The organism is Variovorax sp. GW531-E2 (assembly GCF_059423125.1).
On record NZ_JBWKXQ010000039.1, the window covers coordinates 1 to 23,741 of the forward strand.

General features: G+C 68.9%; 19 protein-coding genes. 16 read left to right on the forward strand and 3 right to left on the reverse strand.

Annotated features, from left to right (window positions below; genetic code table 11):
- Nucleotides 1–634: 634 nt before the first annotated feature.
- Both AC07XP_RS21100 and AC07XP_RS21105 read right to left on the reverse strand, forming a co-directional pair.
- Entirely contained in the window at nt 635–895 is a 261-nt protein-coding gene (locus AC07XP_RS21100) for a hypothetical protein (RefSeq protein WP_495265765.1), read from the reverse strand.
- Between the two features lie 516 nt (nt 896–1,411).
- Nucleotides 1,412–3,100 carry an InlB B-repeat-containing protein gene (locus AC07XP_RS21105; protein WP_495265766.1) on the reverse strand — a complete coding sequence of 563 codons (1,689 nt, stop codon included), beginning with the start codon at nt 3,098–3,100 and terminating at the stop codon, nt 1,412–1,414.
- A 171-nt stretch (nt 3,101–3,271) separates the two neighbouring features.
- On the opposite strand from AC07XP_RS21105, the gene AC07XP_RS21110 reads away from it, so the two are divergent.
- The 13 genes from AC07XP_RS21110 to AC07XP_RS21170 all read left to right on the forward strand — a co-directional run bounded on the left by AC07XP_RS21110 (nt 3,272) and on the right by AC07XP_RS21170 (nt 18,348).
- Nucleotides 3,272–3,664, forward strand: coding sequence for a hypothetical protein (locus AC07XP_RS21110; protein WP_495265767.1), 393 nt, complete (start codon nt 3,272–3,274; stop codon nt 3,662–3,664).
- A gap of 104 nt (nt 3,665–3,768) precedes the next feature.
- Entirely contained in the window at nt 3,769–4,377 is a 609-nt protein-coding gene (locus tag AC07XP_RS21115) for a response regulator transcription factor (protein WP_070062039.1), read from the forward strand.
- Nucleotides 4,374–6,233: a sensor histidine kinase gene (locus AC07XP_RS21120; RefSeq protein WP_495265768.1), complete on the forward strand. Its 1,860-nt coding sequence runs from the start codon at nt 4,374–4,376 to the stop codon at nt 6,231–6,233. The genes AC07XP_RS21115 and AC07XP_RS21120 overlap by 4 nt, the downstream gene beginning before the upstream one ends.
- A gap of 198 nt (nt 6,234–6,431) precedes the next feature.
- The gene (locus AC07XP_RS21125; RefSeq protein WP_495265769.1) at nt 6,432–7,397 is read left to right on the forward strand and encodes a sugar-binding transcriptional regulator; all 966 of its coding nucleotides are present in this window, start codon (nt 6,432–6,434) and stop codon (nt 7,395–7,397) included.
- Between the two features lie 99 nt (nt 7,398–7,496).
- A complete protein-coding gene (locus AC07XP_RS21130) occupies nt 7,497–8,153 on the forward strand; it encodes a DUF2291 family protein (RefSeq protein WP_495265770.1) in 657 nt (218 codons plus the stop codon).
- Nucleotides 8,150–9,685, forward strand: coding sequence for a sugar ABC transporter ATP-binding protein (locus tag AC07XP_RS21135; RefSeq protein ID WP_495265771.1), 1,536 nt, complete (start codon nt 8,150–8,152; stop codon nt 9,683–9,685). Before AC07XP_RS21130 ends, AC07XP_RS21135 begins: the two co-directional genes overlap by 4 nt.
- A gap of 26 nt (nt 9,686–9,711) precedes the next feature.
- Nucleotides 9,712–10,806, forward strand: coding sequence for an ABC transporter permease (locus tag AC07XP_RS21140; protein ID WP_495265772.1), 1,095 nt, complete (start codon nt 9,712–9,714; stop codon nt 10,804–10,806).
- Nucleotides 10,807–10,868: 62 nt separating this feature from the next.
- Nucleotides 10,869–11,828, forward strand: coding sequence for a D-ribose ABC transporter substrate-binding protein (locus AC07XP_RS21145; RefSeq protein ID WP_495265773.1), 960 nt, complete (start codon nt 10,869–10,871; stop codon nt 11,826–11,828).
- Nucleotides 11,829–11,928: 100 nt separating this feature from the next.
- On the forward strand, nt 11,929–12,396 hold the full coding sequence (derI, locus tag AC07XP_RS21150) for a D-erythrulose-4-phosphate isomerase (RefSeq protein ID WP_070062045.1): 468 nt from the start codon (nt 11,929–11,931) through the stop codon (nt 12,394–12,396).
- Nucleotides 12,397–12,433: 37 nt separating this feature from the next.
- Entirely contained in the window at nt 12,434–14,038 is a 1,605-nt protein-coding gene (locus AC07XP_RS21155) for an FGGY family carbohydrate kinase (protein ID WP_495265774.1), read from the forward strand.
- Nucleotides 14,035–15,786 carry a glycerol-3-phosphate dehydrogenase/oxidase gene (locus AC07XP_RS21160; protein ID WP_495265775.1) on the forward strand — a complete coding sequence of 584 codons (1,752 nt, stop codon included), beginning with the start codon at nt 14,035–14,037 and terminating at the stop codon, nt 15,784–15,786. Before AC07XP_RS21155 ends, AC07XP_RS21160 begins: the two co-directional genes overlap by 4 nt.
- 66 nt (nt 15,787–15,852) lie before the next feature.
- Nucleotides 15,853–17,619 (forward strand): dihydroxyacetone kinase subunit DhaL, encoded by a 1,767-nt coding sequence (dhaL, locus tag AC07XP_RS21165; protein ID WP_495265776.1) that lies wholly within the window; start codon nt 15,853–15,855, stop codon nt 17,617–17,619.
- Between the two features lie 33 nt (nt 17,620–17,652).
- Entirely contained in the window at nt 17,653–18,348 is a 696-nt protein-coding gene (locus AC07XP_RS21170; protein WP_495265777.1) for an HAD family hydrolase, read from the forward strand.
- Nucleotides 18,349–18,378: 30 nt separating this feature from the next.
- On the opposite strand, the gene AC07XP_RS21175 is transcribed toward AC07XP_RS21170, so the two are convergent.
- On the reverse strand, nt 18,379–19,293 hold the full coding sequence (locus AC07XP_RS21175) for an alpha/beta fold hydrolase (RefSeq protein WP_495265778.1): 915 nt from the start codon (nt 19,291–19,293) through the stop codon (nt 18,379–18,381).
- Nucleotides 19,294–19,591: 298 nt separating this feature from the next.
- On the opposite strand from AC07XP_RS21175, the gene AC07XP_RS21180 reads away from it, so the two are divergent.
- The 3 genes from AC07XP_RS21180 to AC07XP_RS21190 all read left to right on the forward strand — a co-directional run bounded on the left by AC07XP_RS21180 (nt 19,592) and on the right by AC07XP_RS21190 (nt 23,700).
- Nucleotides 19,592–20,632 carry an AraC family transcriptional regulator gene (locus AC07XP_RS21180; RefSeq protein ID WP_495265779.1) on the forward strand — a complete coding sequence of 347 codons (1,041 nt, stop codon included), beginning with the start codon at nt 19,592–19,594 and terminating at the stop codon, nt 20,630–20,632.
- A 535-nt stretch (nt 20,633–21,167) separates the two neighbouring features.
- Nucleotides 21,168–21,947, forward strand: a complete 780-nt coding sequence (locus AC07XP_RS21185; RefSeq protein ID WP_495265780.1) for an esterase/lipase family protein — start codon at nt 21,168–21,170, stop codon at nt 21,945–21,947.
- A 40-nt stretch (nt 21,948–21,987) separates the two neighbouring features.
- A complete protein-coding gene (locus AC07XP_RS21190; RefSeq protein WP_495265781.1) occupies nt 21,988–23,700 on the forward strand; it encodes a long-chain-fatty-acid--CoA ligase in 1,713 nt (570 codons plus the stop codon).
- Nucleotides 23,701–23,741 lie beyond the last annotated feature (41 nt).

The following is a 23,741-nucleotide window of genomic DNA, read 5'->3' on the forward strand; positions in this document are numbered from 1 at the left end:
TCGACATCGACGAGGTCAATGCTCGACTGAACGCCCGCGAGTGAGCGCGTCAATAACGGTCACCGTCGGACTATTACTAATCAACTGACTTCGCCACGGCCCTTCGCTCCCGCTGCCGTGGCCGTGCTTGCGGTCGAAAACTCGATGTATGGTGTAGCTCCATGCAGAAACCGCGTTGGCCCCGGCGCGCTTGATCGAGAAGGGCTGCGGCCTGTGGGTCTTGGCTAATTCGCTACTCCGAGCATCCGCGCCACCGTTGATGGCTGCTGTTGGCGATGTGACGCTGTAGGTCAACGAGGAGTGCGAGTTGCTCGGCATCTGCAACGGCGTCAACATCGTGGCGCTAGGCGAGTGCGGCATGACCACACTTGACATAAACGCCTCCACTCGACCGCGTGTACAAGCTCGTCATCGCCGGAGTGGAGCAGCTTTCGCTGCGGTCTTCACGCTGCCCAGATGCTCAGGTTGAACATCTGGGCAGGATCTGACTGGCTAACTTCTGTGCTCGGCAAGTTTGCCGAGCTAGCTTTCTGCCCGTTCCCGAGACTCGCCAAATTCGCCGCCTCCGTCGCGCGCTACTCTTCGCTGAGATAGCGCCGATGCAGGTTCAGGCTAAGGTGAAAACGTGGACTAGCTAGTCCTCTAGCTTGTCTCCCACGTCGTCTATCTTGTCGCCCAGTTCGTCTATCTTGTCCGCCACTGTCTCGATGGCACTCACGGCTTGCTGCACGTACATCGAAACGGTTGTGACTTCGGAGCTCACGTCGTTGAGGATCAGCTGGCTGTAGACCGAGTCCAGTTTGTCGACAACGTCTTGCAGAGCCGAGAGCTTCCGGTTGTTCAGACCGATCAAGGCATCGTTCTGTTCAACGATGCGACGCAACAGTTCTTCCATGTCCTACTCCTTGTATGCGGAGCATGGACGATAGCGTATGCCTCGAAAAGTGGTGTTTTGGCGCTTGCCCCCGCCGTCGTTGACGGTTATGAAGGTCGGCCCTTGGTCTTGATGTCAGGCATAAACACGCCGAGGGAGGACGACCCTCGCGAGCCAGCTTGCATGATGACTGGAAGAGAGCATCCACTCCATCATGCATAACAGCTTCGTGGAGTACCGGTTTGCGAAGCTTGACGCTACCGAGGCCGTTGAAGCGAGAGTCTCGTCTGGGAAGTTTCTCGAGCGTGAGGATTGCTCTCCAGAGTTCATGAAAAAGATATCGTTGGTGCTCTCAACTCGAGGCGAATCCTGAGAAAGGAAAAAGGATTCTTGAAGTAGTGCTTTTCGATTGACTGATTGGCACCAGGGATCTGAGCCGACATGTCGTGTTTGCACTATGGTGGCGAGGATGGGGGGCGATTTGATGCATGTTCTGTGAACTGCGATCGGGGCAAGGCATTTGCCCCTCCACCCACCCTACCTCCCCGACCCATACCGCCGCACCAGAATGCGCGTCCCACTCGCCGCCTCAAACTGCTGCCAGGCCAGCACCGCATTCCCCACTTCATTCATCGCCAGGTCCGGCGAAGTCGCAATCTCGTCCGTGCCCTCCTGAGCCACAGGCGTCCCCCAGCCATCCGCCAGCGTGTGCCGGGCCGCGTACAGATCGCTCGTCCCCACCCCATTCGCCTGTGCCCACGCCACCAGCGCATTGGTCGCATCGTCCACACCCAACGCAGGCAAGCTCGCCAGCGCCTGCGAAGCCGCTGCCCGCACCACACGGTCCGCGCTGAACGCCGCCCCCGGTGCCGCCGTCGCCGCCATGAGCGCGTTGTCCAGCCGCCCCCAGCTCACGACCGCCGCACCCGCCGCATTCATGCGCAGCACGGGCGTGCTCAACAGCGCCTGCGTGGCGACGAACGGTGCGCCCACGCGCGCGGTGCTGCTCTGCCATGCCCCCGCCGAGAAGCGCTTGAACCACACGGCGCTCTCCCACTGGTTGCTGCCGCCGGGCAGGTCGGCCTGGCCCCAAGCGAGCAGGGCGTTGCCGGCGGCGTCGATCGCCAGGTCGTGGGCGCCGATGGAGTGGCCGGTGCCGGTGTCGGGCACGAGTTCGGTGGCGGTGGTCCAGGTGCCGCTTGCGTTGGCGCGGTTGGTCCAGAGCGAGGCGCTGCTGCCGTCGGAGCGCTTCCACACGGCGACCGATTCGCCGGACGCGGCGACCACGACGGCCGGGTCGCCGTCGACGCTGCCCACGGCCTCGTTGGTCTCGATGAGCGCAGCGGTGCCCCAGCCGCCGGCCGGGGTGTAGCGGTTGGCGTAGATGCTGAAGCGCGTGGCCGGGCCGATCTGCGACCACACGGCGACGGCGTTGCCATTGGCGTCGATGCCCACGCTGGCGTTTCCGACGATGCCGGTGCCGGTTTCCAGCAGCGCGGGGCTGCCCCAGCCGCCCGCGGGGTCGACGGGCAGCGCCCACAGGTCGTAGCCGGTCACGGAACTCAGCTGGGTCCACAGCACGACGGCGCGGCCGCTGGGCTTGTCGATGGCGATACGGATGTCGCGCACGCCGCCGGCGTTGGCCTCGAGGCGCTGCGGTGCGGTCCAGCCGCTGCCGGGCAGGTAGCGGCTGCCCCACAACCGATCCACCTGGGGGTTGCCTTCGATCTGGCGCCACACGACCAGCGCGCGCCCCTGCGCATCGATCGCAGTCTTCGGCAGGCTGGCGCCGCCGGCCGACAGCGCCGACGCATCGCCCCAGCCGATCACCGGCGGTGCGGCGACGAAGGTGGCCGTCACGTCGAGCGCGGCATCCATCCGCACGGTGCAGGTGCTGGCGTTGCCGCTGCATGCACCGCCCCAGTTGCCGAGCACCTGTCCCGCGGCCGGTGTGGCTGCGAGGACGACCTCGGTGCCCGCATTGAAATCCGCACTGCAGCGGTCGGTGCAGTCGATGCCCGCGGGTTGCGATCCGACGCGTCCGTTGCCGGTGATGCCGACCTCCAGGCGATGCGTCACTGCCGCCGGCGGGGGCGCGGGCGGAAAGACGCCCAGGGGCGGCAACGCGCCGCCGCCCGATCCCCCGCCACTACCTCCGCAGGCCGCCAGCAGGGCCAGCACCCCTGCGCACACCATCCACCGTCCGTAGCTGCTCGTCTTCGTCATGTCTGTGTTCCTCCTCATCCGCTGGCGCCGGGGCCCGGCGCCTTCTGTGCTTGCTTGTTCGTTCAAGAGGGGCGGATCGTAGGGACGGCTGCCCGTGTGGCCCATAGCACCTTCGGGCACCTGCCCGAAGGTGCTATGGGCCGCTGCAAGGTGTCCCGATAGGCTCCCTGCATGACCTCTTCACGAACGCTCTTCTGCCTGCCCTGGCTTCTCATCGCTGCTGTTTTGGCGGGTGGCTGCGCTTCGCATGCCGTGACCGACGACGCCATCGTCACGAACACCTCGCGTGCGTTGGGCCTGCCGCCGCAGGCGTTCACGATCTCGAACCGGGCCGACAGCGGTGTGCAGACGACCTTCCAGGCCCGCACCGACGGCGGGCGGGTCTACAGCTGCTACGTGGAGGGTTCGGTGTCGGTGGTCGGCCGGGTGGTCAGCGATGCCATCTGCCAGGAGATGCGCCAGAGCGACGCACCCGCGTCCGCACGTCGTCCTGCCACGCGGCCGGCGACCGCCCCCGCGCCGGCCTGCAATGCGCTGCTGCGCGCGGCCGGTCGTTGCAACTGAGGCTTCGCGACAGCCGGCGTGGCACCGACGCGCCGGCGTGGACAACAATGGCGCCCTACGAGGAGAGGGCGCGGGCCGGGCCCGCACCCGAGGATCACGGCACCATGAAACTCCTGCTTGTCGACGATCACCCGCTGTTCGGTGTCGGCTTTGCGCATGCGCTGACGCACGCCCGCCCCGACTTCGAAGTGCAGACCGCGCTCTCGCTGGCCGAGGGCGTGGCGCGCGCCTCGCAATGCGCGCCCGACATCGTGCTGATCGACTACCGCCTGGGCGGTGAAGACGGCCTCGAAGGCCTGCGCCTCTTCGGCGCCCGGCATCCCCTCGTGTCGCGCCTGATGATCTCGGGCGATGAAGAACCCGCACTCGCCGCACGCGCACGCGCTGCGGGTGCGGCCGGCTTCATCGGCAAGTCGCGCTCGGTGGCGCACATCGCAGCGGCGCTGGACGAGGTGGCCGCGGGCGGCGAGTCTTTCGACGTGCTGACCTCGCGCACCGGCCTGCCGGTCGCGAGCCTCACGCCGCGCCAGCTCGAAGTGCTGCTGCTGGTGGCGCAGGGCCGCCAGAACAAGCAGATCGCCGCCGAACTGGCGATCGCGGAGCGCACGGTCAAGCTCCACATCACGGCGCTGCTCGACACGATGGATGCGCGCAACCGCACCCACCTGCTGGTCCAGGCGCGGCGCGCGGGGCTGCTGCTGGAGCCACGATGAAGCCTTCGGGGCCTGCCGCTCTCGCATCGCCGCTGAAAGCGCCGCGCGACCCCGGTGTGCGTGGCCTCATCGTCGCGTGCCTGCGCTTCTCGGACCTCCAGCTCCAGCAGGTCGAGCAGATGATCCGGACCACGCCGTGGGCGTGGATGCTGGCTGCGCTCGGCGGGTACCTGTGCTATCGCGAATACGCGACGGGCGCGGACGGCGCGCGCATGCAGGCGTGGTTCGCCGTCTACTGCTTCCTCGTGGCCGTGCGGGGCGGCATCTGGGTGGCATGGGCGCTGCGACCCGGCCTTCGATCGAACCTCGCGGCGATGGCACTGCCCCTCATGGCCAGCAGCCAGAGCCTGGCCTTGTCGTGGGGCGTCTTGTGCGTCCTGCTGCAGAACGACGGGCCGGCGCAGGCCGAGGCCATCCTTCACATCACGATGGTCACCGTCTCGCTCGGCGGCGCGATCCGGCTCTCGACGATGGAGCGGTCGGCCATCGTCTATGTGGGTCTCATCCTCGGCCCGCTGGTGCTGCGCGACATCTGGTTCGGCGGCAGCTACCACTTGGCCATGGCGATGATCGTGACGCTGATCGGCGTCTACACGCTGCTGAGTTCCCGGGAGCTCTCGCGCGCGCTGCACGAGATCCAGGCGCAGCGCCGGCGCAATGCCGAACTGGTGACCGCGCTGAGCGCCGAAAACGAGCGCAGCCGTTCGGCCCGACAGACCGCCGAAGAAGCCGTGGCGGCACGCATGCGTTTTTTTGCCTCGGCCAATCACGACCTGCGCCAGCCGCTCAACGCGATGGCGCTGCTGGCGCAGACGCTGCACACGGTCAGCACACAGCCGCAGGTGCAGGCGCTCTCCGAGCAGCTGGTGGCCTGCGCCGACGGCATGACCGACGTGGTGGACGATCTGCTCGACATCACGCGCGCCGATGCCGGGTCGATCAACCCACAGTGGTCGCTCTTCGCCATCGACGCGCTGCTGCGCGACTGCTGCCGGCCGCACCAGGCCGTGGCCGCGGCCAAGGGGCTGACGTTCGAACTGGCCATCGACCCCGCCACCGTCCGCAGCGACCGCGCCTTGCTCACGCGTGTCGTCACCAACCTGCTGGCGAACGCCATCCGCTACACGCACCAGGGCACCGTGCGGATCGGTGGCCGGGTCGACAACGGCCGGCTGAGCCTGACCATCGAAGACACGGGCATCGGCATCGCGCCCGAGCACCTGCCGCACGTCTTCGACGAGTTCTATCAAATCGATAACCCCGCGCGCGACCGCCGCCTGGGCTACGGCCTGGGCCTCGCGACCGTGAAGCGATTGAGCGAACTGCTCGACCTGCGCGTGACCGTGCGCTCGCAGCCGGGGCAGGGCAGCGTGTTCGACGTGCAGGTGCCGTTGGCCGATGCGGCCGAGAGCGATCGGGCGGACGATGCCGAACGGCTCGCCGCGTCACCGACCGCCGCATTGGCCGCGCGCGTGCTCGTGCTCGACGACGACCAGAGTTCGTTGCAGGCGCTTCAGGGGCTGCTGGCTTCCTGGGGCACGGAGGTCCGCGCCGCGAGCGACATGGCGGGCGCGCTGGCGTGCCTGCAGGCGGGCTTCCGGCCCGATGCGCTGGTGGTGGACCTGCGGCTCGGCCTGCAGGCGAGTGGCCTGCAGGCCATCGCGGACCTGCGCCTTGCGTTGAACGAAGCCGACCTGCCTGCGTTGATCGTGACCGGCGACGTCGGCGGCGATTCGCTGGCGGCGGCACGCGAGGTCGGCCTGCCGGTGCTCGTCAAGCCGGTGCGGCCCTCGCAGCTTCGCGCCTTCCTGGGCCATGCGCAGGCCTGGAGGCGGACTGGCGTCTCGAGCGAGTAGTTGCAAGCCCCGGGCGACTCGCTTCGCGCCGGGACTCATCCTCCCCATCCATTGCCCCGCCCGGTCAAGGTGCGGCGTGTTCGATGGCGCGGGAAAACACCGAGAGCGCGTTCGTTGACTGGCCCACCCGCAATCCCTAAAGTTCACCCATCTGATCAATTGAGCAGTTGAAGATCAAATGTTCACAAAATACACGACATGGACCCCGAACTGAGTCTTTCCATCCGCGCCGCATGGCTGGCCTATGTGGGCGGCCACACGCAGGAGCAGATCGCCGAGCGCCTCGGCGTGTCGCGCGTCAAGGTGCAGCGGCTGATCGCCTCGGCCATGCAGAGCGGGCTGATCAAGTTCTTCGTGGAAGGTGTGCCGGCCGAATGCATGGCGCTCGAAGACAAGCTGGTGGAAGCCTTCGGCCTGAAGCGCTGCGTGGTCGTCCCGACCACGCAGGCCGACCTGGACGATGCCATCGATGCGATCCCCGCGCTGGCAGTGGCTGCCGCGCGCCAGCTGACCCGTGTCCTCGACGCCGGCGAGGTGCGCACCATCGGTGTGGGCCACGGTCGCACGCTGGCTGCGATGGTCGAGCGGATGCCCGCGGCGAATCGCAAGGACACGCGCTTCATCTCGCTCCTGGGCAGCCTGACGCGCCGCTCCGCCGCGAACCCGTTCGACCTGATTGCCAAGCTGGCCGAACGCACGGGTGGCGAGTGCTACTTCATGCCGGTGCCGTTCCTGGCCGACAGCCGGGCCGACGCTCAGGTGCTGCGCGCCCAGCGTGGCGTGCAGCACGTGCTCGAGCTCGTGCGCGAGTGCCAGCTCTGCGTCGTTGGTGTCGGTGACCTGGGGCCGGACACCCATCTGCTGCGCACCCAGTCGGTCACGGCCAAGGAGCTGGCGGCGCTGCGCAAGGCGGGGGCGGTCGGCGAACTCGCCGGCTGTTTCGTGGCGTCGAACGGCGAACCGGTGAAGTGCGAGATGAACGAACGCGCGGTCGGTGCGTCGCTGGACGACCTGCGCGGGCGCGACGTGCTCGCGGTGGCCGGTGGCACGTACAAGGCCGAGGCGATCTGCGCGGTGCTCAACACCGGCCTGATCACCGAGCTGATCGTCGACGAGGCGACCGCGCAGCTGTGCCTGCGCCATCAGGCCAGTCAGCGCCGCTGACCGGGCCGCCATCTTCCGGCCGTCGGAGTCGGTGCCCCTAGAGCGCCAACGTCGACCGGAGCAGACAGGTTCAAGAAGATCAACAGGGAGGAGGTTCGCATGGGCGCCCAGCTCGAAATTTCCGCGCGCAGACCGTTCCGTCTGCGGACGTCGGCCTGCGTGTGGACGGCGGTGCTCCTGCTGCTGTGCGTGGCGATGGCGCTGGACACCAAGGCGGTCCGCATCGGCTCCAGCGAAGACGCACGGGTCGACGCGTTCTCGGCCGAGGCCTACGGCAAGAAGGCATTCGCACCCATTCGGGCCCTGATCGAAAAGGCGGCTGTCGACGCCCCGGTGCTGGCGCAGGCCCTCGCAGCGGACAAGGCGGCCGCGGGCGAAATGTACGGCAAGCCCGGAAGCGTCGGGCCGATCTTCCCGGTCCGGTTCACCGGGACCGTCGGCGAGGGCCGTGCGGGCATCTTCACGGTGGCGGTCGACGGCCTGCCGCAGGGGCTGCAGCTTCGCGTGCAGACCGGGCCGGCCCTCAACGGCACCGAGATGCGCGACGCCACGGGCACGGTGGCCTTCGGCCAGTTCACCAACCAGATCGACTACCAGGACGCGGGCTCGGCACTGAACAACGAGGTCAAGGCGCAGGTGCTCGGCACGCTCGACCGCGACACGCTCACCGGCAAGAAGGTCGACGTCGTCGGTGTGTTCCAGTTCATCAATCCGTCGAGCTGGCTCGTCACGCCCGTGCGGCTGGGCGTGCAATGAGCGCCGCTGGCATCGCCCGTCATCCCGACAGCGCGATCGTGCTGTCGGCGCGGAACATCGCCAAGTCGTACGGCAGCGTGCAGGCGCTCAAGGGCGTGAACTTCGACATCCACCGCGGACAGGTCACGACGCTGTTCGGTGAAAACGGCGCCGGCAAGTCCACGCTGATGAAGATCCTCTCGGGCGTGGTCACGCCCACGTCGGGCGACATCGTGCTCGACGGCGTGCCGGTGGTCCTGGCGTCGGCTGCCGACGCACGCGAACGCGGCATCTCCATCATTCACCAGGAGCTGAGCCTGGCACCGAACCTCTCGGTGCGCGACAACGTCTTCATGGGCCGCGAGCTGCACACCGTCACCGGCGTCGACTTTGCCGAAGAGGCGCGACGCACGCGGGCGCTGATGGCAGAGCTCGAGGAAGCGATCGATCCGTTGACCTTGGTCGAAGACCTGCGCCTCGGGCAGCAGCAGATCGTCGAGATCGCGCGTGCGCTGTCGGTCAACAGCCGCATCCTGATCATGGACGAGCCCACGTCGGCGCTCTCGGCGACGGAGGTGGAGGCGCTGTTCAAGGTGATCCGCGACCTCACGGCGCGAGGGGTGTCGATCGTCTACATCTCGCACCACCTGGAGGAGGCGCTGCAGATCACCGACCACGCGGTGGTGCTGCGCGACGGTGCCATGACCGCCAAGGCGCCGCGTGCCGAGATCGATCTCGAATGGATCGTGCGCCACATGGTCGGCGAGAACTTCGATCTCGGCAGCCCACCCGGCGGCTACGACTTCGGCGAAGTCGCGCTGGCCATCGAGGACGCCGTCCTCACCGAAAGCTCCGGCGCCGACGTCGTCGACCATGTGTCGCTCGACGTGCGGGCGGGCGAAATCGTCTGCATCTACGGGTTGATGGGCGCGGGTCGTACCGAGCTGCTGGAGGCCGTGGCCGGCCGGTGCGCACTCGACGGCGGGCGTGTGCTGCTCGAAGGGCGGGACGTGTCGAGGCTGAGCATCGCGCAGCGCATCGCCAAGGGCCTCGCGCTGGTGCCCGAAGACCGCCAGCGCGACGGCCTCGTGCAGACGATGACCGTCGGCCAGAACCTCTCGCTGGCCAGCATCGGCGCCTTCGTTCGCGGGTGCTTCACATCGCCGGCCCGGGAACGTGCATGCGTCGACGAATCGATCCGGCGCGTCACCGTCAAGACCAGCGGCGGCCAGGCGGCCATCGGATCGCTGTCGGGCGGGAACCAGCAGAAGGTGGTCATCGGAAAGATGCTCGCCACGCACCCGAAAGTCCTGCTGCTCGACGAGCCGAGCCGGGGCATCGACGTCGGCGCCAAGGCCGAGGTGTTCCGCCTGCTCGCCGAGCGCGCGCGGCAGGGCCTCGCGGTCGTGTTCTCGACCTCGGAGGTGAGCGAATGCCTGGGCGTCGCGCACCGGATCGTGGTCATGCGACGGGGGCGGATCTCGGCCCAGTTCGGCGCCGACGCCACCAAAGAAATGATCATGGCCGCCTCGGGCGAAGCCATGGTTGCCTGAATGAAGCCTTCCGAGCGGACATCACCATGAGCGAAGCCCCATCTCCAGCCCTGCCTTCCCGCTCTGCCAACGGCGGAGGCGGCGGCATCGACATCGTTCGCCTGCTGCTCGAAGGGCGCGCCTTCTTCGCGCTGATCGCGATCGTGGCCGTGTTCTCGTTGCTGTCGCCCGTGTACTTCTCGACCGGCAACTTCCTGATCATGTCGTCGCACGTCGCCATCTTCGGGCTGCTGGCCATCGGCATGCTGATCGTGATCCTCACCGGTGGCATCGATTTGTCGGTCGGGTCGACCCTCGGCCTGTGCGGGGTCGTCGCCGGCTACCTGATGCAGGGCGTCACGATCGACGCGCTCGGCCTGGTGCTCTACCCGCCGGTCTGGGTCGTGGTGGTGCTGACCTGCGCACTGGGTGCCTTCGTCGGGGCCGTCAACGGCGTGCTGATCGCCTTCTTCAAGGTGCCGGCTTTCGTGGCCACGCTGGGCGTGCTGTACGTCGCGCGCGGCGTGGCGCTGCTGATCACCAACGGGCTGACCTTCAACAACCTCGGCGGCCGGCCCGAGTTGGGCAACACGGGCTTCAACTGGCTCGGCTTCGACCAGGTCCTGGGCATGCCGGTCGGCGTGCTGGTCCTTGCCATGGTCGCGGTGGTGGCGGCCGTGCTGCTCAACCGCACGGCCTTCGGGCGCTGGGTGTATGCGAGCGGCGGCAACGCGCGGGCGGCCGAGCTGTCGGGCGTGCCCGTGCGATTCACGACCGTCACCGTCTACGTGCTGTCCGGTGTCTGCGCGGCCATTGCGGGGCTGGTCCTGTCGTCGCAACTGACTTCGGCCGGCCCGACGGCGGGCAGCACCTACGAGCTCACCGCGATCGCCGCCGTCGTGGTGGGCGGCGCGGCGCTCACCGGAGGGCGAGGCAACGTGCGCGGCACGCTGCTCGGCGCCTTCGTCATCGGCTTCCTGTCCGATGGGCTCGTGATCATCGGCGTGTCCTCCTACTGGCAGACCGTCTTCACGGGCGCCGTGATCGTGCTCGCGGTGCTGTTGAACGCCATCCGGTACGGCCGTCGGCCTGCGCGTGCCGCGACCCCGGCCGTGCCCGCCCAGCCACGGCCCACGGCCTGAAAGATTCCCGTCCGCCGCAGCCGCGGCATCTGTCCAGAAGAAACCACCAAGGAGACGAAGTCATGTTGAACACCACCCGCCGCACGCTGCTTGCTGCACTCTCGCTCACGCCCCTGATGGCCAGCCCGGCATGGGCCCAAGGCAAGGGCAAGGGGCTGATCACGATCATCGTGAACGATCCCGCCAACCCCTACTGGTTCACCGAAGGCGAAGTGGCCAAGGCCACGGCGCAGAAACTGGGCTACACCGCGGTCGTCGCCGCGCACACCGGCGACACCAACACCGAGAGCCGGCTGATCGACACGGCCATCACCAACAAGTCGGTCGCCATCATCCTCGACCCGGCGAACGCGAGCGGCTCGGTGGGTGCCGTGCAGAAGGCGGTGGCTGCGAAGATCCCCGTGATCCTCGTCAATGCCGAGATCAACAAGGAGGGCCTGGCGCAGGCGCAGCTCGTGTCGAACAACGCCCAGGGTGCCGCGCTCGGGGCCCAGCACTGGGCCGAGCTGATGGGCAGCAAGGGCAAGTACGTCGAGCTCGTCGGCGCCCCTTCCGACAACAACGCCGCGACCCGGTCGAACGGCTTCAAGACCGTGCTGAGCCAGTACCCGGACCTGGCCAAGGCCGGGTCGGAAGTCGCCAACTGGAACCGGACGCAAGGGCACAACAAGATGCAGTCGCTGATGCAGGCACACCCCGACATCAAGGGCGTCATCAGCGGCAACGACGAGATGGCGCTCGGCGCGATCGCCGCGCTCAAGAAGGCGGGCAAGTTCAACGGGGTCGTCGTCGGCGGGTTCGACGGTTCGCCGGACTCGGTGGCCTCGGTCAAGGCCGGCGAGCTGGCCTACACGGTGCTCCAGCCCGTCGCGGTGTTCGCCGCTGCGGCCGTGCACCAGGCCGACTCGTTCATCCGAACCGGCAAGACCGGCGCCAAGACCGAGAAGCAGCTGTTCGACTGCCTGCTGATCACCAAGGGCAATGCCGCCAAGTACTCCTCGCCGTTCGTCCTGGACAAGTAAGCCCAAGCAACGTCACGCCACCCCGGCACCGCAAGGTTCCGGCGGCACTCGCCACGCGACGCCGCCGGTTGCACAGCCGGTTCGAAGAAATGGAAAGCACATGAAGATCGCCATTGCCGCGGACACCGCGGGCGCGCCCCTTGCCGAGGTTCTGGCCAGGCACTTCGCCGGCCGGGAGGGCCTCGAGGTGACCCACATCGGCCTGCCCGAGGAGGACGCCGACTTCTTCTATGCCGACCTCTCCGACCGGGTCTGCCAGGGCATCCTCAGCGGCCTCTACGACCGCGCGATCCTGGTGTGCGGAACCGGCATCGGTGTCTGCCTCTCGGCCAACAAGGTGCCCGGTATCCGCGCGGCGCAGACGCACGACACCTACTCGGCAGAGCGCGCCGCGCTCTCCAACAACGCGCAGGTCATCACCATGGGGGCGCGGGTGATCGGGGCCGAACTGGCCAAGGCGGTGGCGCAGGCCTACCTGTCCTCCCACTTCGACCCCCACGGCACGTCGGCGCGCAACGTCCGCGCCATCGATGCGCTGGACGAGAAGTACCACGCGAAACACCGATGAACGCAACCCGTTCGTTCGACGGCCGGCTCTGACGCGCATGGCACGCGACCTCATCATCGGCGTGGACGCCGGAACCTCGGTCATCAAGGCCGTGGCCTTCGACCTGCAGGGCCGGCAGGTGGCGGTGGCCAGCACGCCGAACCGCGTGCTGCTCGGCCCCGACGGCGCAGCCGAGCAGGACCTCGACGGGACCTGGACCGACACCGCCGCCACCCTGCGCGCGCTGGCCGCGCGCGTCCCCGGCCTGGCGGCGCGCGTGGTGGCCCTGGCAGCCACCGGCCAGGGCGACGGGACCTGGCTCGTCGATGCCGATGGCCGCCCGGTGGGGCCCGCGATGCTGTGGCTCGACGCGCGCGCCGGCCGTCACGTGCAGGCACTGCGCGAGACGCCGGCCTCGCGGCTCGTCGCCGCGCGCACCGGCAACGCGCTCAACCCGTCGATGCAAAGCGGCCAGCTGCTGTGGCTGCAGGCGCACCAGCCCGAGCGCCTGGCACGGGCCGCATCGGCCATGCATTGCAAGGACTGGCTCTTCTTCAAGGCCACGGGCGTGCGTGCGACCAGCCCCTGCGAAGGCGTCTATACCTTCGGCAACTTCAGGAGCCTGGCCTACGACGACGAGACCCTGGCGCTGCTCGGCCTGGGCGCCATCAAGCACCTGCTGCCGCCGATCGTCGACGGCACCCGCAGCCATGCGCCGCTGACCCGCACCGCCGCCACCGAGACGGGGCTACCCGAAGGCCTGCCGGTGGTGCTGCCGCTCATGGACGTGCCGCTGTGCGTGCTCGGCGCCGGCGGCATGGCGTTCGATGCGCAGGGCGGGCTGCGGCACGTCGGCTGCTCGGTGCTCGGCAGCACCGGCATGCACGGCTGGGTCACCGACAACACGGCGGCCATCGAACCCAGCGCCGAAGCCGGCTACACCATCGCGATGCCCGCGCCGGGCCTGCGGGTCCGTCTGGTCTCGCACATGGCGGCGACGCTGAACATCGACTGGCTGCTCCGGCTGCTCGGCAGCGCGGCCGAACTGGCCGGCGGCGCGGCGTTGCCGCACGCGCAGATGCTGGAGCGGCTCGATGCGCTGGTGCTGTCCACCGCACCCGCACAGGCGGTCTACCACCCCTACATCGCGCAAAGCGGCGAGCGCGGCCCCTTTGTCGACGCGAGCGCCCGTGCGCAGCTCAGCGGCTTCAGTGCCACGCTGGGCGTGGCGGGCCTGTCGCGTGCGGTCTTCGAAGGCATCGCGATGGCCACGCGCGACTGCTACACCGCGCTCGGCACGCTGCCCGAGGAGATCCGCCTGTCCGGCGGCGCGGCACGCAGCCTGGCGCTGCGGCAGATGATCGCGTCGGTCACCGGGCGCCCGGTGCGCGTGTCGAACCGCGAGGAGTGCGGCGCCGCAGGCGCGGCCATCACCGCCGCGCTGTCGATCGACAGCCACGCCAGCCTTCACCAGATGCTGCCCCAGTGGGTCGATGCCTACCTCGACGAGGCGGTCACCTTGCCGGACCCGGGCCAGACCGCGCTCTACGACCAGATCTACGGGCAGTACCGCGAAACCGCACAGCGGGCGAGGGCGCCCTGGCAGGCCCTGGCCGACATCCGGCGTGCCCACCTCGATGCCGCCGTGCAGGAGATCCGATGAACGACTTCGTCTCGCCCGCCGTGCTGGCGCGGGCCTTCGAGCCGGCCGACGCGACCTGGCTCCATCCCGCGCAGCGGCGGCGCGACCTGGCCGAAGCCTCGCGCAGCGTGGCCGACGTGCTCGTGATCGGCGCGGGCGTGACCGGCGCGGGCGCCGCGCTCGATGCCGTCGCGCGCGGACTCTCGGTGGTGCTGGTCGAGGCCGGCGACATCGCCACCGGCACCTCGTCGCGTTCGGGAAAAACCTTTCACGGCGGCCTGCGCTACCTCGAGCAGCTCAACTTCAAGCTGGTGGCGCATGCGATCGAGGAGCGCGACCTGATGGTCAAGGTCCTGTGCCCGCACATTGCCCGCCCGGAGTCTTTTCTCTATCCGCTCACCCGCGCCTGGTGGGAGCGGCCCTATGTCGGCGCCGGCGTGCTGCTCTACGACCTCTTCGGCCTGAAGGGCGGTGCCGTCCCGCGCCAGCGCCATTTCGGCCGGGCGGCGCTCAAGCGGCACATCCCCTCGATCGATGCGCAGCGCGTGGTCGGCGGTGTCCAGTTCCATGACGCGCTGATGGACGATGCGCGCCACACGCTCGCGGTCGTGCGCACGGCGGCCGGTCGCGGCGCCCGGGTCATCACGCGGGCGCCCATGGTCGAGTTCATCAAGGACGGCGAGCGCGTCGCGGGCGTCGTGGTGCAAGACACCCTCACCGGCGAACGCCATCGCCTGGCCGCCCGCGCGGTGATCAGCGCCACCGGCATCTGGGCCGACGACATCCAGCAGCGCGCGGGCGCCAACAGCTTCCGGGTGCAACCCGCGAAGGGCGTGCACATCCTGCTGCGGCCGGAAGCGCTGCAGTCCGACACCGGCATCCTCGCCCGCGCCACCGATTCCGTCATCATCGCGCGCCGCTGGTACGGCTACTGGCTCGTCGGCACCACCGACACGCCGTGGCACGGCGACAAGTCACAGCCGGTTGCCGAAGCGGCCGATGTCGACTACCTGCTCGACAACCTCAATGCCTACCTCGAACGCAAGGTCGGCCGCGCCGACGTGCTCGGCACCTTCGCCGGCCTGCGCCCGCTGCTGAAGTCGGTCGGCGCCACCGATTCGACGTCCGCACTGCTGCGCGACCACGCGGTGATCGACGGGCCGCCCGGCCTCACCACCGTCGTCGGCGGCAAGTACACGACCTACCGCCGCATGGCGGCCGACGCGGTCGATGCCGCGGTGCGGCCCCTGGGGGTGGGCACGCCATCGTCCACGGCCTCGCTGCCGCTGGTCGGGGCCGGCGACTGGGCCGCGGTGCGCGACAGCGCCGGCGACCTGGCGCGGCACTTCGGCATGGGCATCGGCGATGCGGGCCGCCTGCTGCAGCGGCACGGCGACCGGGTGCGCGACCTGCGGGCGCTCGCGCGGGCCAGGCCTGCACTGCGCGCGACGCTGCCCGGTGCCTCGCACTACCTGGTCGCCGAACTCGTGCATGCCGTCGTCGCCGAGGGCGCGCACACGCTGACCGACGTGATGACGCGCCGCACCCACCTGTCGATCGAACTCGCCGATGGCGGGCTGGCCCTGGCCCCGTTCGTGGCCGGGTGCATCGCGCCGTACCTGGGCTGGTCGAGCGACGACACCCGCCGGCAGCTTGCGGCCTACCGCGAACTCATCGCGGCGGAGCGTGCGGCGCTGGGCTCCGCCGCCGCCGTGCCGCCGGCCACGTCGCCTGCCGCTGCCCCTGCTTCGCTCGCCGCGGCCCTGTAGAGCCATCCCTTCGCGCACACCCCGCGGGCCGCGTCCGGCCCCGCCCTTACCCAGGAGACCTGCTTTATGTCCATGAACCGTGTCGTCAACCACCCCGATCGCGTCGTCGAGGACATGCTCGGGGGCTGGTTGCTGGCCCACGGCGACAGCGTCGAGGCATTGCCGGCCAACCCGCGCGTCGTCAAGCGCGCCCGAGCGCCCGAGCGCGGCAAGGTCGGTGTCGTGACCGGCGGCGGGTCGGGGCACGAGCCGGCGTTCCTCGGTTATGTGGGAGACGGCATGGTCGATGCCGTGGCCGTCGGGGAGATCTTTTCCTCGCCCACGGCCAAGAGCTTCCTGGACGCGATCCGCACGGCCGACGGCGGCGCGGGCGTGGCCTGCCTCTACGGCAACTACGCCGGCGACAACATGAACGTCGGCATGGCTCGCCAGATGGCCGAGCGTGAGGGCATCGTGGTCAGGACCGTGGTCGCCAACGACGACGTGCCCTCGGCCGCGAAGGGCGACGAGGCACGGCGCCGCGGTGTCGCGGGAGAGATCTTCATGTGGAAGGTCGGTGCCGCCAAGGCCGCGCTCGGCGCTTCCCTCGACGAGGTGATCGCCGCGGCGCAGAAGGCCATCGCGAACACACGCAGCATCGGCGTGGGCCTGTCCGCCTGCGTGATCCCCGCGGTCGGCAAGGCCAACTTCCACATCGAGCCCGGCACGATGGAGGTCGGCATCGGACACCACGGCGAACCCGGCATCGACGTGCGGGCGACGGCGAGCGCCGCCGAGATGGCGCAGCTCATGCTCGATGTCGTGCTGCCCGACCTGCCGTTCAGCGCCGGCGACCGGGTCGCGGTGCTGATCTCGGGGCTCGGCGCCACGCCGGTGATGGAGCAGTACATCCTCTACGGAGAGATAGCGCAGCGCCTGCTGGCCAAGGGCATCACGGTGGCGTTCAACCAGGTCGGCAACCTCTTCACCTCGCTCGAGATGATGGGCGTGACGCTGACCCTCATGAAGCTCGACGACGAACTCGAGACCTGCCTGAAGCACCCCTGCCGCAGCGTCGGGCTGAGCGTGCCCGGCGACACCGCGCAGGGCCGCACCTACAGCGGGAGCGCACGCATGCACCCTTCCGTGGCCACGGCGACGATGTCTTCGGGCGCCGGCGTGCACACACGCACGGTGAGCGGGGCCACGCTGGCCCTCCCGGAGGCGGGCTCCGTGGTGCGCGACCTCATCGAGGCCATCGTCGTGAACCGGCAGCACCTGAGCGAAATCGACGGCCTGATCGGCGACGGCGACCACGGCATCAACATGGCCAAGGGCTTCACCGGCTGCGGCACGCGCCTGGACGCGCTCGGCCCGCGCGCCGCGTCGCTGCCCGGTGCGCTCGAGCAGCTGTCGCAGGCGCTGATGGACGACATCGGCGGCTCGATGGGGCCGCTCTATGGCCGCTTCTTTATCGGCTTCGTCGACACCCTGGCGCCGCATGAACAACTCGATGCGGCGCTGTTCGGCGAGGCGCTGGCCGTGGCGGTTGCCAACGTGCAGGCGATGGGCAATGCCCAGGTCGGCGACAAGACGCTGATCGACGCGCTCGTGCCGGCGCGCGATGCCTACGCCGCCGCGCTCGCCAATGGCGCAGGTTTCGCTGCCTGCCTGCAGGCCATGAGTGCTGCCGCACAGAAGGGGCGCGACGCGACCAAGGACCTGCAGGCCCGCATCGGCCGTTCGGCGCGGCTGGGTGCGCGCTCGATCGGCGTGCTCGACGCCGGCGCCACCTCATGCTGCCTGATCCTGCAGACGCTGGCGGCTTCGCTGCAGCGCCGGCTGGCCCCCTGAATTCGACTGTCACACGCAAGGAAAGCCTTTTTCATGACCACCATCCAAGCCGTCGTCTTCGACATGGACGGCATCCTGATCGATTCGGAAGTGCTCTGGCGCCAGGCCCGCGAGGAGTTCGCCGCAGACCACGGCATGACCTGGAGCGCCGAGGACCAGGAATCCACCATGGGATGCAATACCCGCATGTGGTCGCGCCTCATGGTCGAGCGGCTCGACCTGCGCGCCAGGCTCGGCATGGACGAGGCCGCGATCGCCCGCGAGATCAAGGCGCGCCTGCTGGCGAAGTACGAGGTGCACCTGCCCGAGCGCGAAGGTGCCATCGCCGCGGTGCGCCTGGCGGCGACCCGCTACAAGGTCGCGCTGGCCTCCGGCTCACCGAACGAACTGGCGGCGCACGTGATGAAGGTGACGGGCCTCGACAAGGTCTTCCTGGCCACCACGTATGGCGACGATGTCGCGCACGGCAAGCCGGCTCCCGACATCTACCTCGACGTGCTGCAGAAGATCGGGGTGAAGCCCGAGCACGCCGTCGGCGTCGAGGACTCCGGCAACGGCATCCGCTCGCTGCGTGCGGCCGGCATGGGCATCATCGCGGCGCCCGGGCCGGAGTTCCCGCTCGGTCCCGAGGTGCTTGCCCTGGCCGACGTGCGCATCGCCGAGCTGACGGCGTTCGACCTCGACCTCGTCGAGCGCGCCGGCGCGGCGCACCGGGCGCGCATGCGCTGACGGGCCGGGCCGCCCGAGGCCCGAAAGAAATCAGCGGCCCACGACCGCGTGCCCCGCAATCGCATCGATCACCGGCGCCCACGTCACCTTCGGCAGCGCATGCCCCATGCCCTCGATGGTCACCATCCGCGCGCCGGGCACGTGGCGCGCCACGTCCTTCCCGCATTCGATCGGCACCAGCGGATCGACATCGCCGTGGATCACCAGCGTCGGCGCCTTCAGCGACGCCAGCCGCTCCCTGCGGCTGCCTGACGCGATGATGGCCGCGAGCTGGCGCGCGTAGCCGGCCGGGTGCAGGCCGCGTTCGAAACTGCGTTCCGCGCGCGCGGCATCGAGCGCCTCTTCGTCCGGATGCGAACCGGCGCGCAGCACCTTCATCACCTGCTGCTGGCGCGCGATGTAGCCGTCGCGGTCCAGCGGCGTGGGCGTGAGCAGCACCTGCAGTGCCTGGGGTTGGGGCGGCGGCAGGTCGGGGGCGCCGCTGGTGGCCATGATCGACACCAGCGTGCGCACGCGCGCCGGATGGCGCAGCGCGATCTCCTGGCCGATGGCGCCGCCCATCGAGGCGCCGACGATGTGGGCGCGATCGATGCCCAGTGCGTCGAGCAGGCCGACCGCATCGTCGGCCATGTGGGCCAGCGTGTACGGCACCTGGCTCGCGCTCACCGGCACGCCGGCAAGCGCCTGCCCGAGCAGCTTGGCCACGTCGGGAATACCCGCGGCGCTCAGGCGCGTGGACTGTCCGATGTCGCGGTTGTCGAAGCGGATGACGCGGTAGCCGCGACCGGCCAGGCGCTCGCAGAAGGCTTCGTCCCACGCAATCATCTGCGTGCCCAGGCCCATGATGAGCAGCAGCGGTGATGCTGCCGGATCGCCGAAGCAGTCGTAGGCCAGCTCGATGCCGTTGGACGAAGCGAGCGAAGGGGAAGAGGGGTCGCGTTGCATGGGGCGTGGCGGTGAAAAGGAAGGGGAGAGAAAGGAAGAGAAGCGAAAGGCAACCGTCGCGCGTTGCGCTTTGTGCCCTGCGGCCGGGACGGTGTTTCGTGGACGATCTTTCCGTGGGGCACCAGCGCGAGAAAGGTTCGTTCAGACCAACCGGGAGTGACTTCGGGACAATTTGGCGCTATCGGGAAACTCCGAGTCTGCGCGTGCAGAACGCTTCGATATCCTGCGACGACCTTGGAGTGCGAGGCCAGTGGCGGCCCGCCATCGAAGGCATGTGTTCTGAAGGGATTGAATCGTCGTGCATCGTTCGCCACCCGACTTCGCGTCACGCGTCTACGGACCCCAGCGCGTCGCAGCCATCGTCGCCACCCTGGTCGAAGAAGGCATCGCACCGGAACAAACCCTGAGCGGAAGTGGCCTGACGGAAGACCAGCTGCGCGCACCGGCGACGCGGATTTCCTACGAGCAGGCGGCCGTGGTCTTCCGCAACGCGGTGCGTCTGGCGCCCGGTCCCAGCATTGCCTTTCGCGCGGGCATCCGCATGCACCTCACGGCCTACGGCATGTACGGCTACGGGCTGCTGAGCAGCCCCACGCATGCCGACCTGATGGACTTCACCATCAAGTACAACCGCGTCATGGGCCCCGTGGCCGGGCCGGTGTCGTACACCTGCAGCGGCGGCATGGCGGTGCTGCCCTACGAGGTGCTGCTGTCGTCCGACCCGCAAGACCCGCTGTACCGCTTCGCGCTCGAGTTCGCCTTTGCGGTGCACCTGCGGCTGGGGCGCGATCTCTTCGGGCCGTCGTTCGGTCTTTCCGCATTGCATGTGCGCTTTGCCGAGCCCGAAGATTTGGGCGCCTATCGCACGCTGTTCTGCTGCCCCGTGGCGTTCGGCCAGCCGCGCGACGAATTGCATGTGGGCTCGCCGTGGGTGGGCCATCCCTCGCGGCTGCCCGACTCGGTCACGCATGCGATGGTGAGCGAGATGTGCCAGCAGGTGCTGGCCGATCTGCCGCGCTCGGGCGGTGTGTCGTCGGTGGTGCGGCGCACGCTGATCGACCACATGCCGTGGCGCTTTCCGACCATCGAGCCGATGGCTTCGGAGCTGTCGATCCATCCGCGCACCTTGCGCCGTCGGCTCGAGACCGAAGGCACGACCTACCGCGGCATCCTGGCCGACGTGCGCCGCGTGCTGGCCATCGAGTACCTGCGCACCACGCGCATGACCACCGAGGAAATCGCCGAGCGGCTGGGCTACAGCGACGCCTCGAACTTCCGCCACGCCTTCGTGCGCTGGACCGGCCGCAGCCCGCAGGACTACCGCGCGGCGAAGGCCTGAGCTTCGCCTGCGCGATGCCGCATCGGCATCGTGAATCACCGCTGATTCGCACGCGCGCGCCCTCGTTCGGCGTTCGCGTGGCCATCGATCCACACATCTGTTCGCAGTTGTGAGTCGCGCTTGCGCGTCGTTCAAATGCGCGTCCCGAAATCACCGCGAAGTGGTCGCATCGCACCTTTCCTTGTCGACGTCGCCGCGAAAAGATGGCGCCCAGAGCAACGACAACAAAGTGCCCGATCCGAGCCTCGCTGAAGGCCCGGACGAGGCCGACAGGAGACAACAACATGGATGCACCTCGCGCGTGCCGGCATGTCCGGCACGGACTGGACGTACGCGGCGGGTTCACACCATGCATGCGTGCCGCCGCACAGGCCGGGCGCCGCCGTTGCGCGGCGCCTTCACCCCTTTTCCCCGATCTCGATCCTCTCTCGAACGACCGCCCGACCGGGTAGCCGTGTGCATCGCGTCTGCACGTCGGGCTTTTTCTTCGCCTCTCTTTTTTCTCTTTCCCTTTCCCTCCACTCCCGAGATGACCATGACCGAATCTTCTTCGATGGCCCCACCGTCCCGCCGCCTGCTGATGCTCGAGTGGCGCGCCGTGGCGGAGCTGTCCGCGTTCTTCACCATGGCCCCGATGCTGCGCATGGCGCCCGCGGGCGACGGGCACCCCGTGCTCGTGCTGCCCGGCCTCTCGGCGAGCGATGCCTCGACGCAACCGCTGCGCGCCTTCCTGCGCGACCGTGGCTACCGCGCGCACGGATGGAAGCTCGGTCCCAACTTCGGCCCGCGCCCCGGCGTGGAAGACCAGATGCAGGAGCGCCTGGCCGCGCTGCACGAACGCTACCAGCGCAAGGTGAGCATCGTCGGCTGGAGCCTGGGCGGCGTGTTCGCACGCGAGCTGGCACGCCGCGCGCCTTCGCAGGTGCGCAGCGTCATCACGCTCGGCAGCCCGTTCGCGGGCGAGCCGCGCGCGAGCAACGCGTGGCGGCTGTACGAGATGGTGAGCGAGCGCAAGGTCGAGGACTGGCCCGAGCGCGAGCGCATGCGCACGCCGCCCCCCGTGCCCGCCAGCGCCATCTACAGCCGCAGCGACGGCATCGTGGCCTGGCAGGGCTGTCGCGAACGCGAGACCGCGACCTCGGAAAACATCGAGGTCGAGGGCAGCCACTGCGGCCTCGGCCACAACCCCGTGGTGCTCTACGCCATTGCCGACCGGCTCGCGCAGCCCGAGGGCCAGTGGAAGCCGTTCCGCCGCGAAGGCCTGCGCCGCCTGCTGTACCTCGATCCGCACCGCGACGTGCGCAAGGCCGCCTGATGCGCCGCATCACCCACCCGTTCACTTCCTGGAGACGCACATGAACAGCAAGCCCTGGCTGGCTTCCTACCCCGAAGGCGTGGCGTGGGACCACGAGATCACGCCCACCTCGGTCCAGCAGATCCTGGCCGATGCCGTGGCCGGTTTTCCCGACCGGCCGGCCATCGACTTCATGGGCAAGCGGCTGAACTACCGCGAGCTCGGCGCGCTGGTCGATCGCGCCGCCAAGGGGCTGCAGGCCCTGGGCGTGCGTCCCGGCGTGCACGTGGGCCTGTTCCTGCCCAACACGCCGCACTACCTGGTCGCGCTGTTCGGCGTGCTGCAGGCGGGCGGCACGGTGGTCAACTACTCGCCGCTCGATGCGGCGAAGGTGCTCGAGCACAAGATCGAGGACAGCCAGACCGACTTCCTCATCACGCTCGACCTCGCCGCGCTGTACCCGCAGATGGCCGCCATGCTCGGCAAGACGCGGCTGAAGAAGCTCATCGTCGGCAACCTCGCCGAGATGACGGGCGCACCCGAGCAGGTGGCCGCGCAGATGAAGGCGAAGAACGAGACGGTCGACATCTCCGGCGACGAGCACCACCTGCGTTTTTCCGAACTGCTCGACAACGACGGCCGCTACACGCTGCACCCCATCGGCGATCCGCGCGAGGCGCTGGCCATCCTGCAATACACGGGCGGCACCACCGGCCTGCCCAAGGGCGCGATGCTCACGCACGCCAACCTGTCGTCGGCCTGCGAGCAGGTGGTGATCACGCAGTCGGGCACGCCGCCCGTGCTGCAGATGGGCACCGAGCGGCTGCTCGCGGTGCTGCCGCCGTTTCACATCTACGCGCTCACGGTCAACCTGCTGCTGGGCGTGCGCCTGGCGGCCGAGATCGTGCAGCACCTGCGCTTCGACCCCAAGGCCGCGCTGCGCGACATCGCCGAGAAGAAGCTCACCACCTTCTGCGGCGTGCCCACCATGTTCACCGCGGTGATCGGCGACCCCGAAACGCCGCAGTACGACCTGCACTCGCTCAAGCTGTGCAACTCGGGCGGCGCGCCGCTGCCGATGGAGGTCGGCGAGCGCTTCCGCGCCATCACCGGAACCTGGCTGGCCGAAGGCTGGGGCATGACGGAAACATCGCCCACCGGCACCTTCTCGCCCGCGCACGGCCAGCGCAAGGCGGGCTCGTGCGGCATTCCGCACCCGGGCGTGGTCATCAAGATGCTCGACCTCGAAGACCCCGCGCGCTACGTGCCGCTGGGCGAGAAGGGCGAGATGTGCATCCAGGGCCCGAACGTGATGAAGGGCTACTGGAACAAGCCCGAGGCCACGGCCGACAGCACCACCTTCGACGGCTTCTTTCGCACCGGCGACGTGGGCTACATGGACGAGGACGGCTTCGTCTTCATCGTCGACCGCTGCAAGGACATGCTGCTGTGCAGCGGCTACAACGTCTATCCGCGCGTGCTCGAAGAGGCCATCTACCAGCACCCGGCGGTGCATGAGGTGGCGGTGATCGGCGTGCCCGACGAATACCGCGGCCAGTCGCCCAAGGCCTTCGTCACGCTCAAACCCGGCGCCGAGGCCTTCGACATCAAGGCCCTGCAAAGCTTTCTCAAGGAACGCGTGGGCAAGCACGAGATGGTGCAGGCCCTGGAGATCCGCGCCGCGCTGCCCAAGACGGCGGTGGGCAAGCTCTCCAAGAAAGACCTCGTGGACGAAGAGCTGCGCAAGCAGGCCGTCGCCGCGGCCACCGCCTGAGCGCGCGCATTCCCCAATTCCCACCGATCCCACCGACGAAA

Coding starts and splice junctions, on each gene's coding strand:
- AC07XP_RS21100 (WP_495265765.1), bottom strand. CDS start 895: ATGGAAGAACTGTTGCGTCGCATCGTTGAACAGAACGATGCCTTGATC.
- AC07XP_RS21105 (WP_495265766.1), bottom strand. CDS start 3,100: ATGACGAAGACGAGCAGCTACGGACGGTGGATGGTGTGCGCAGGGGTG.
- AC07XP_RS21110 (WP_495265767.1), top strand. CDS start 3,272: ATGACCTCTTCACGAACGCTCTTCTGCCTGCCCTGGCTTCTCATCGCT.
- AC07XP_RS21115 (WP_070062039.1), top strand. CDS start 3,769: ATGAAACTCCTGCTTGTCGACGATCACCCGCTGTTCGGTGTCGGCTTT.
- AC07XP_RS21120 (WP_495265768.1), top strand. CDS start 4,374: ATGAAGCCTTCGGGGCCTGCCGCTCTCGCATCGCCGCTGAAAGCGCCG.
- AC07XP_RS21125 (WP_495265769.1), top strand. CDS start 6,432: ATGGACCCCGAACTGAGTCTTTCCATCCGCGCCGCATGGCTGGCCTAT.
- AC07XP_RS21130 (WP_495265770.1), top strand. CDS start 7,497: ATGGGCGCCCAGCTCGAAATTTCCGCGCGCAGACCGTTCCGTCTGCGG.
- AC07XP_RS21135 (WP_495265771.1), top strand. CDS start 8,150: ATGAGCGCCGCTGGCATCGCCCGTCATCCCGACAGCGCGATCGTGCTG.
- AC07XP_RS21140 (WP_495265772.1), top strand. CDS start 9,712: ATGAGCGAAGCCCCATCTCCAGCCCTGCCTTCCCGCTCTGCCAACGGC.
- AC07XP_RS21145 (WP_495265773.1), top strand. CDS start 10,869: ATGTTGAACACCACCCGCCGCACGCTGCTTGCTGCACTCTCGCTCACG.
- derI (WP_070062045.1), top strand. CDS start 11,929: ATGAAGATCGCCATTGCCGCGGACACCGCGGGCGCGCCCCTTGCCGAG.
- AC07XP_RS21155 (WP_495265774.1), top strand. CDS start 12,434: ATGGCACGCGACCTCATCATCGGCGTGGACGCCGGAACCTCGGTCATC.
- AC07XP_RS21160 (WP_495265775.1), top strand. CDS start 14,035: ATGAACGACTTCGTCTCGCCCGCCGTGCTGGCGCGGGCCTTCGAGCCG.
- dhaL (WP_495265776.1), top strand. CDS start 15,853: ATGTCCATGAACCGTGTCGTCAACCACCCCGATCGCGTCGTCGAGGAC.
- AC07XP_RS21170 (WP_495265777.1), top strand. CDS start 17,653: ATGACCACCATCCAAGCCGTCGTCTTCGACATGGACGGCATCCTGATC.
- AC07XP_RS21175 (WP_495265778.1), bottom strand. CDS start 19,293: ATGCAACGCGACCCCTCTTCCCCTTCGCTCGCTTCGTCCAACGGCATC.
- AC07XP_RS21185 (WP_495265780.1), top strand. CDS start 21,168: ATGACCGAATCTTCTTCGATGGCCCCACCGTCCCGCCGCCTGCTGATG.
- AC07XP_RS21190 (WP_495265781.1), top strand. CDS start 21,988: ATGAACAGCAAGCCCTGGCTGGCTTCCTACCCCGAAGGCGTGGCGTGG.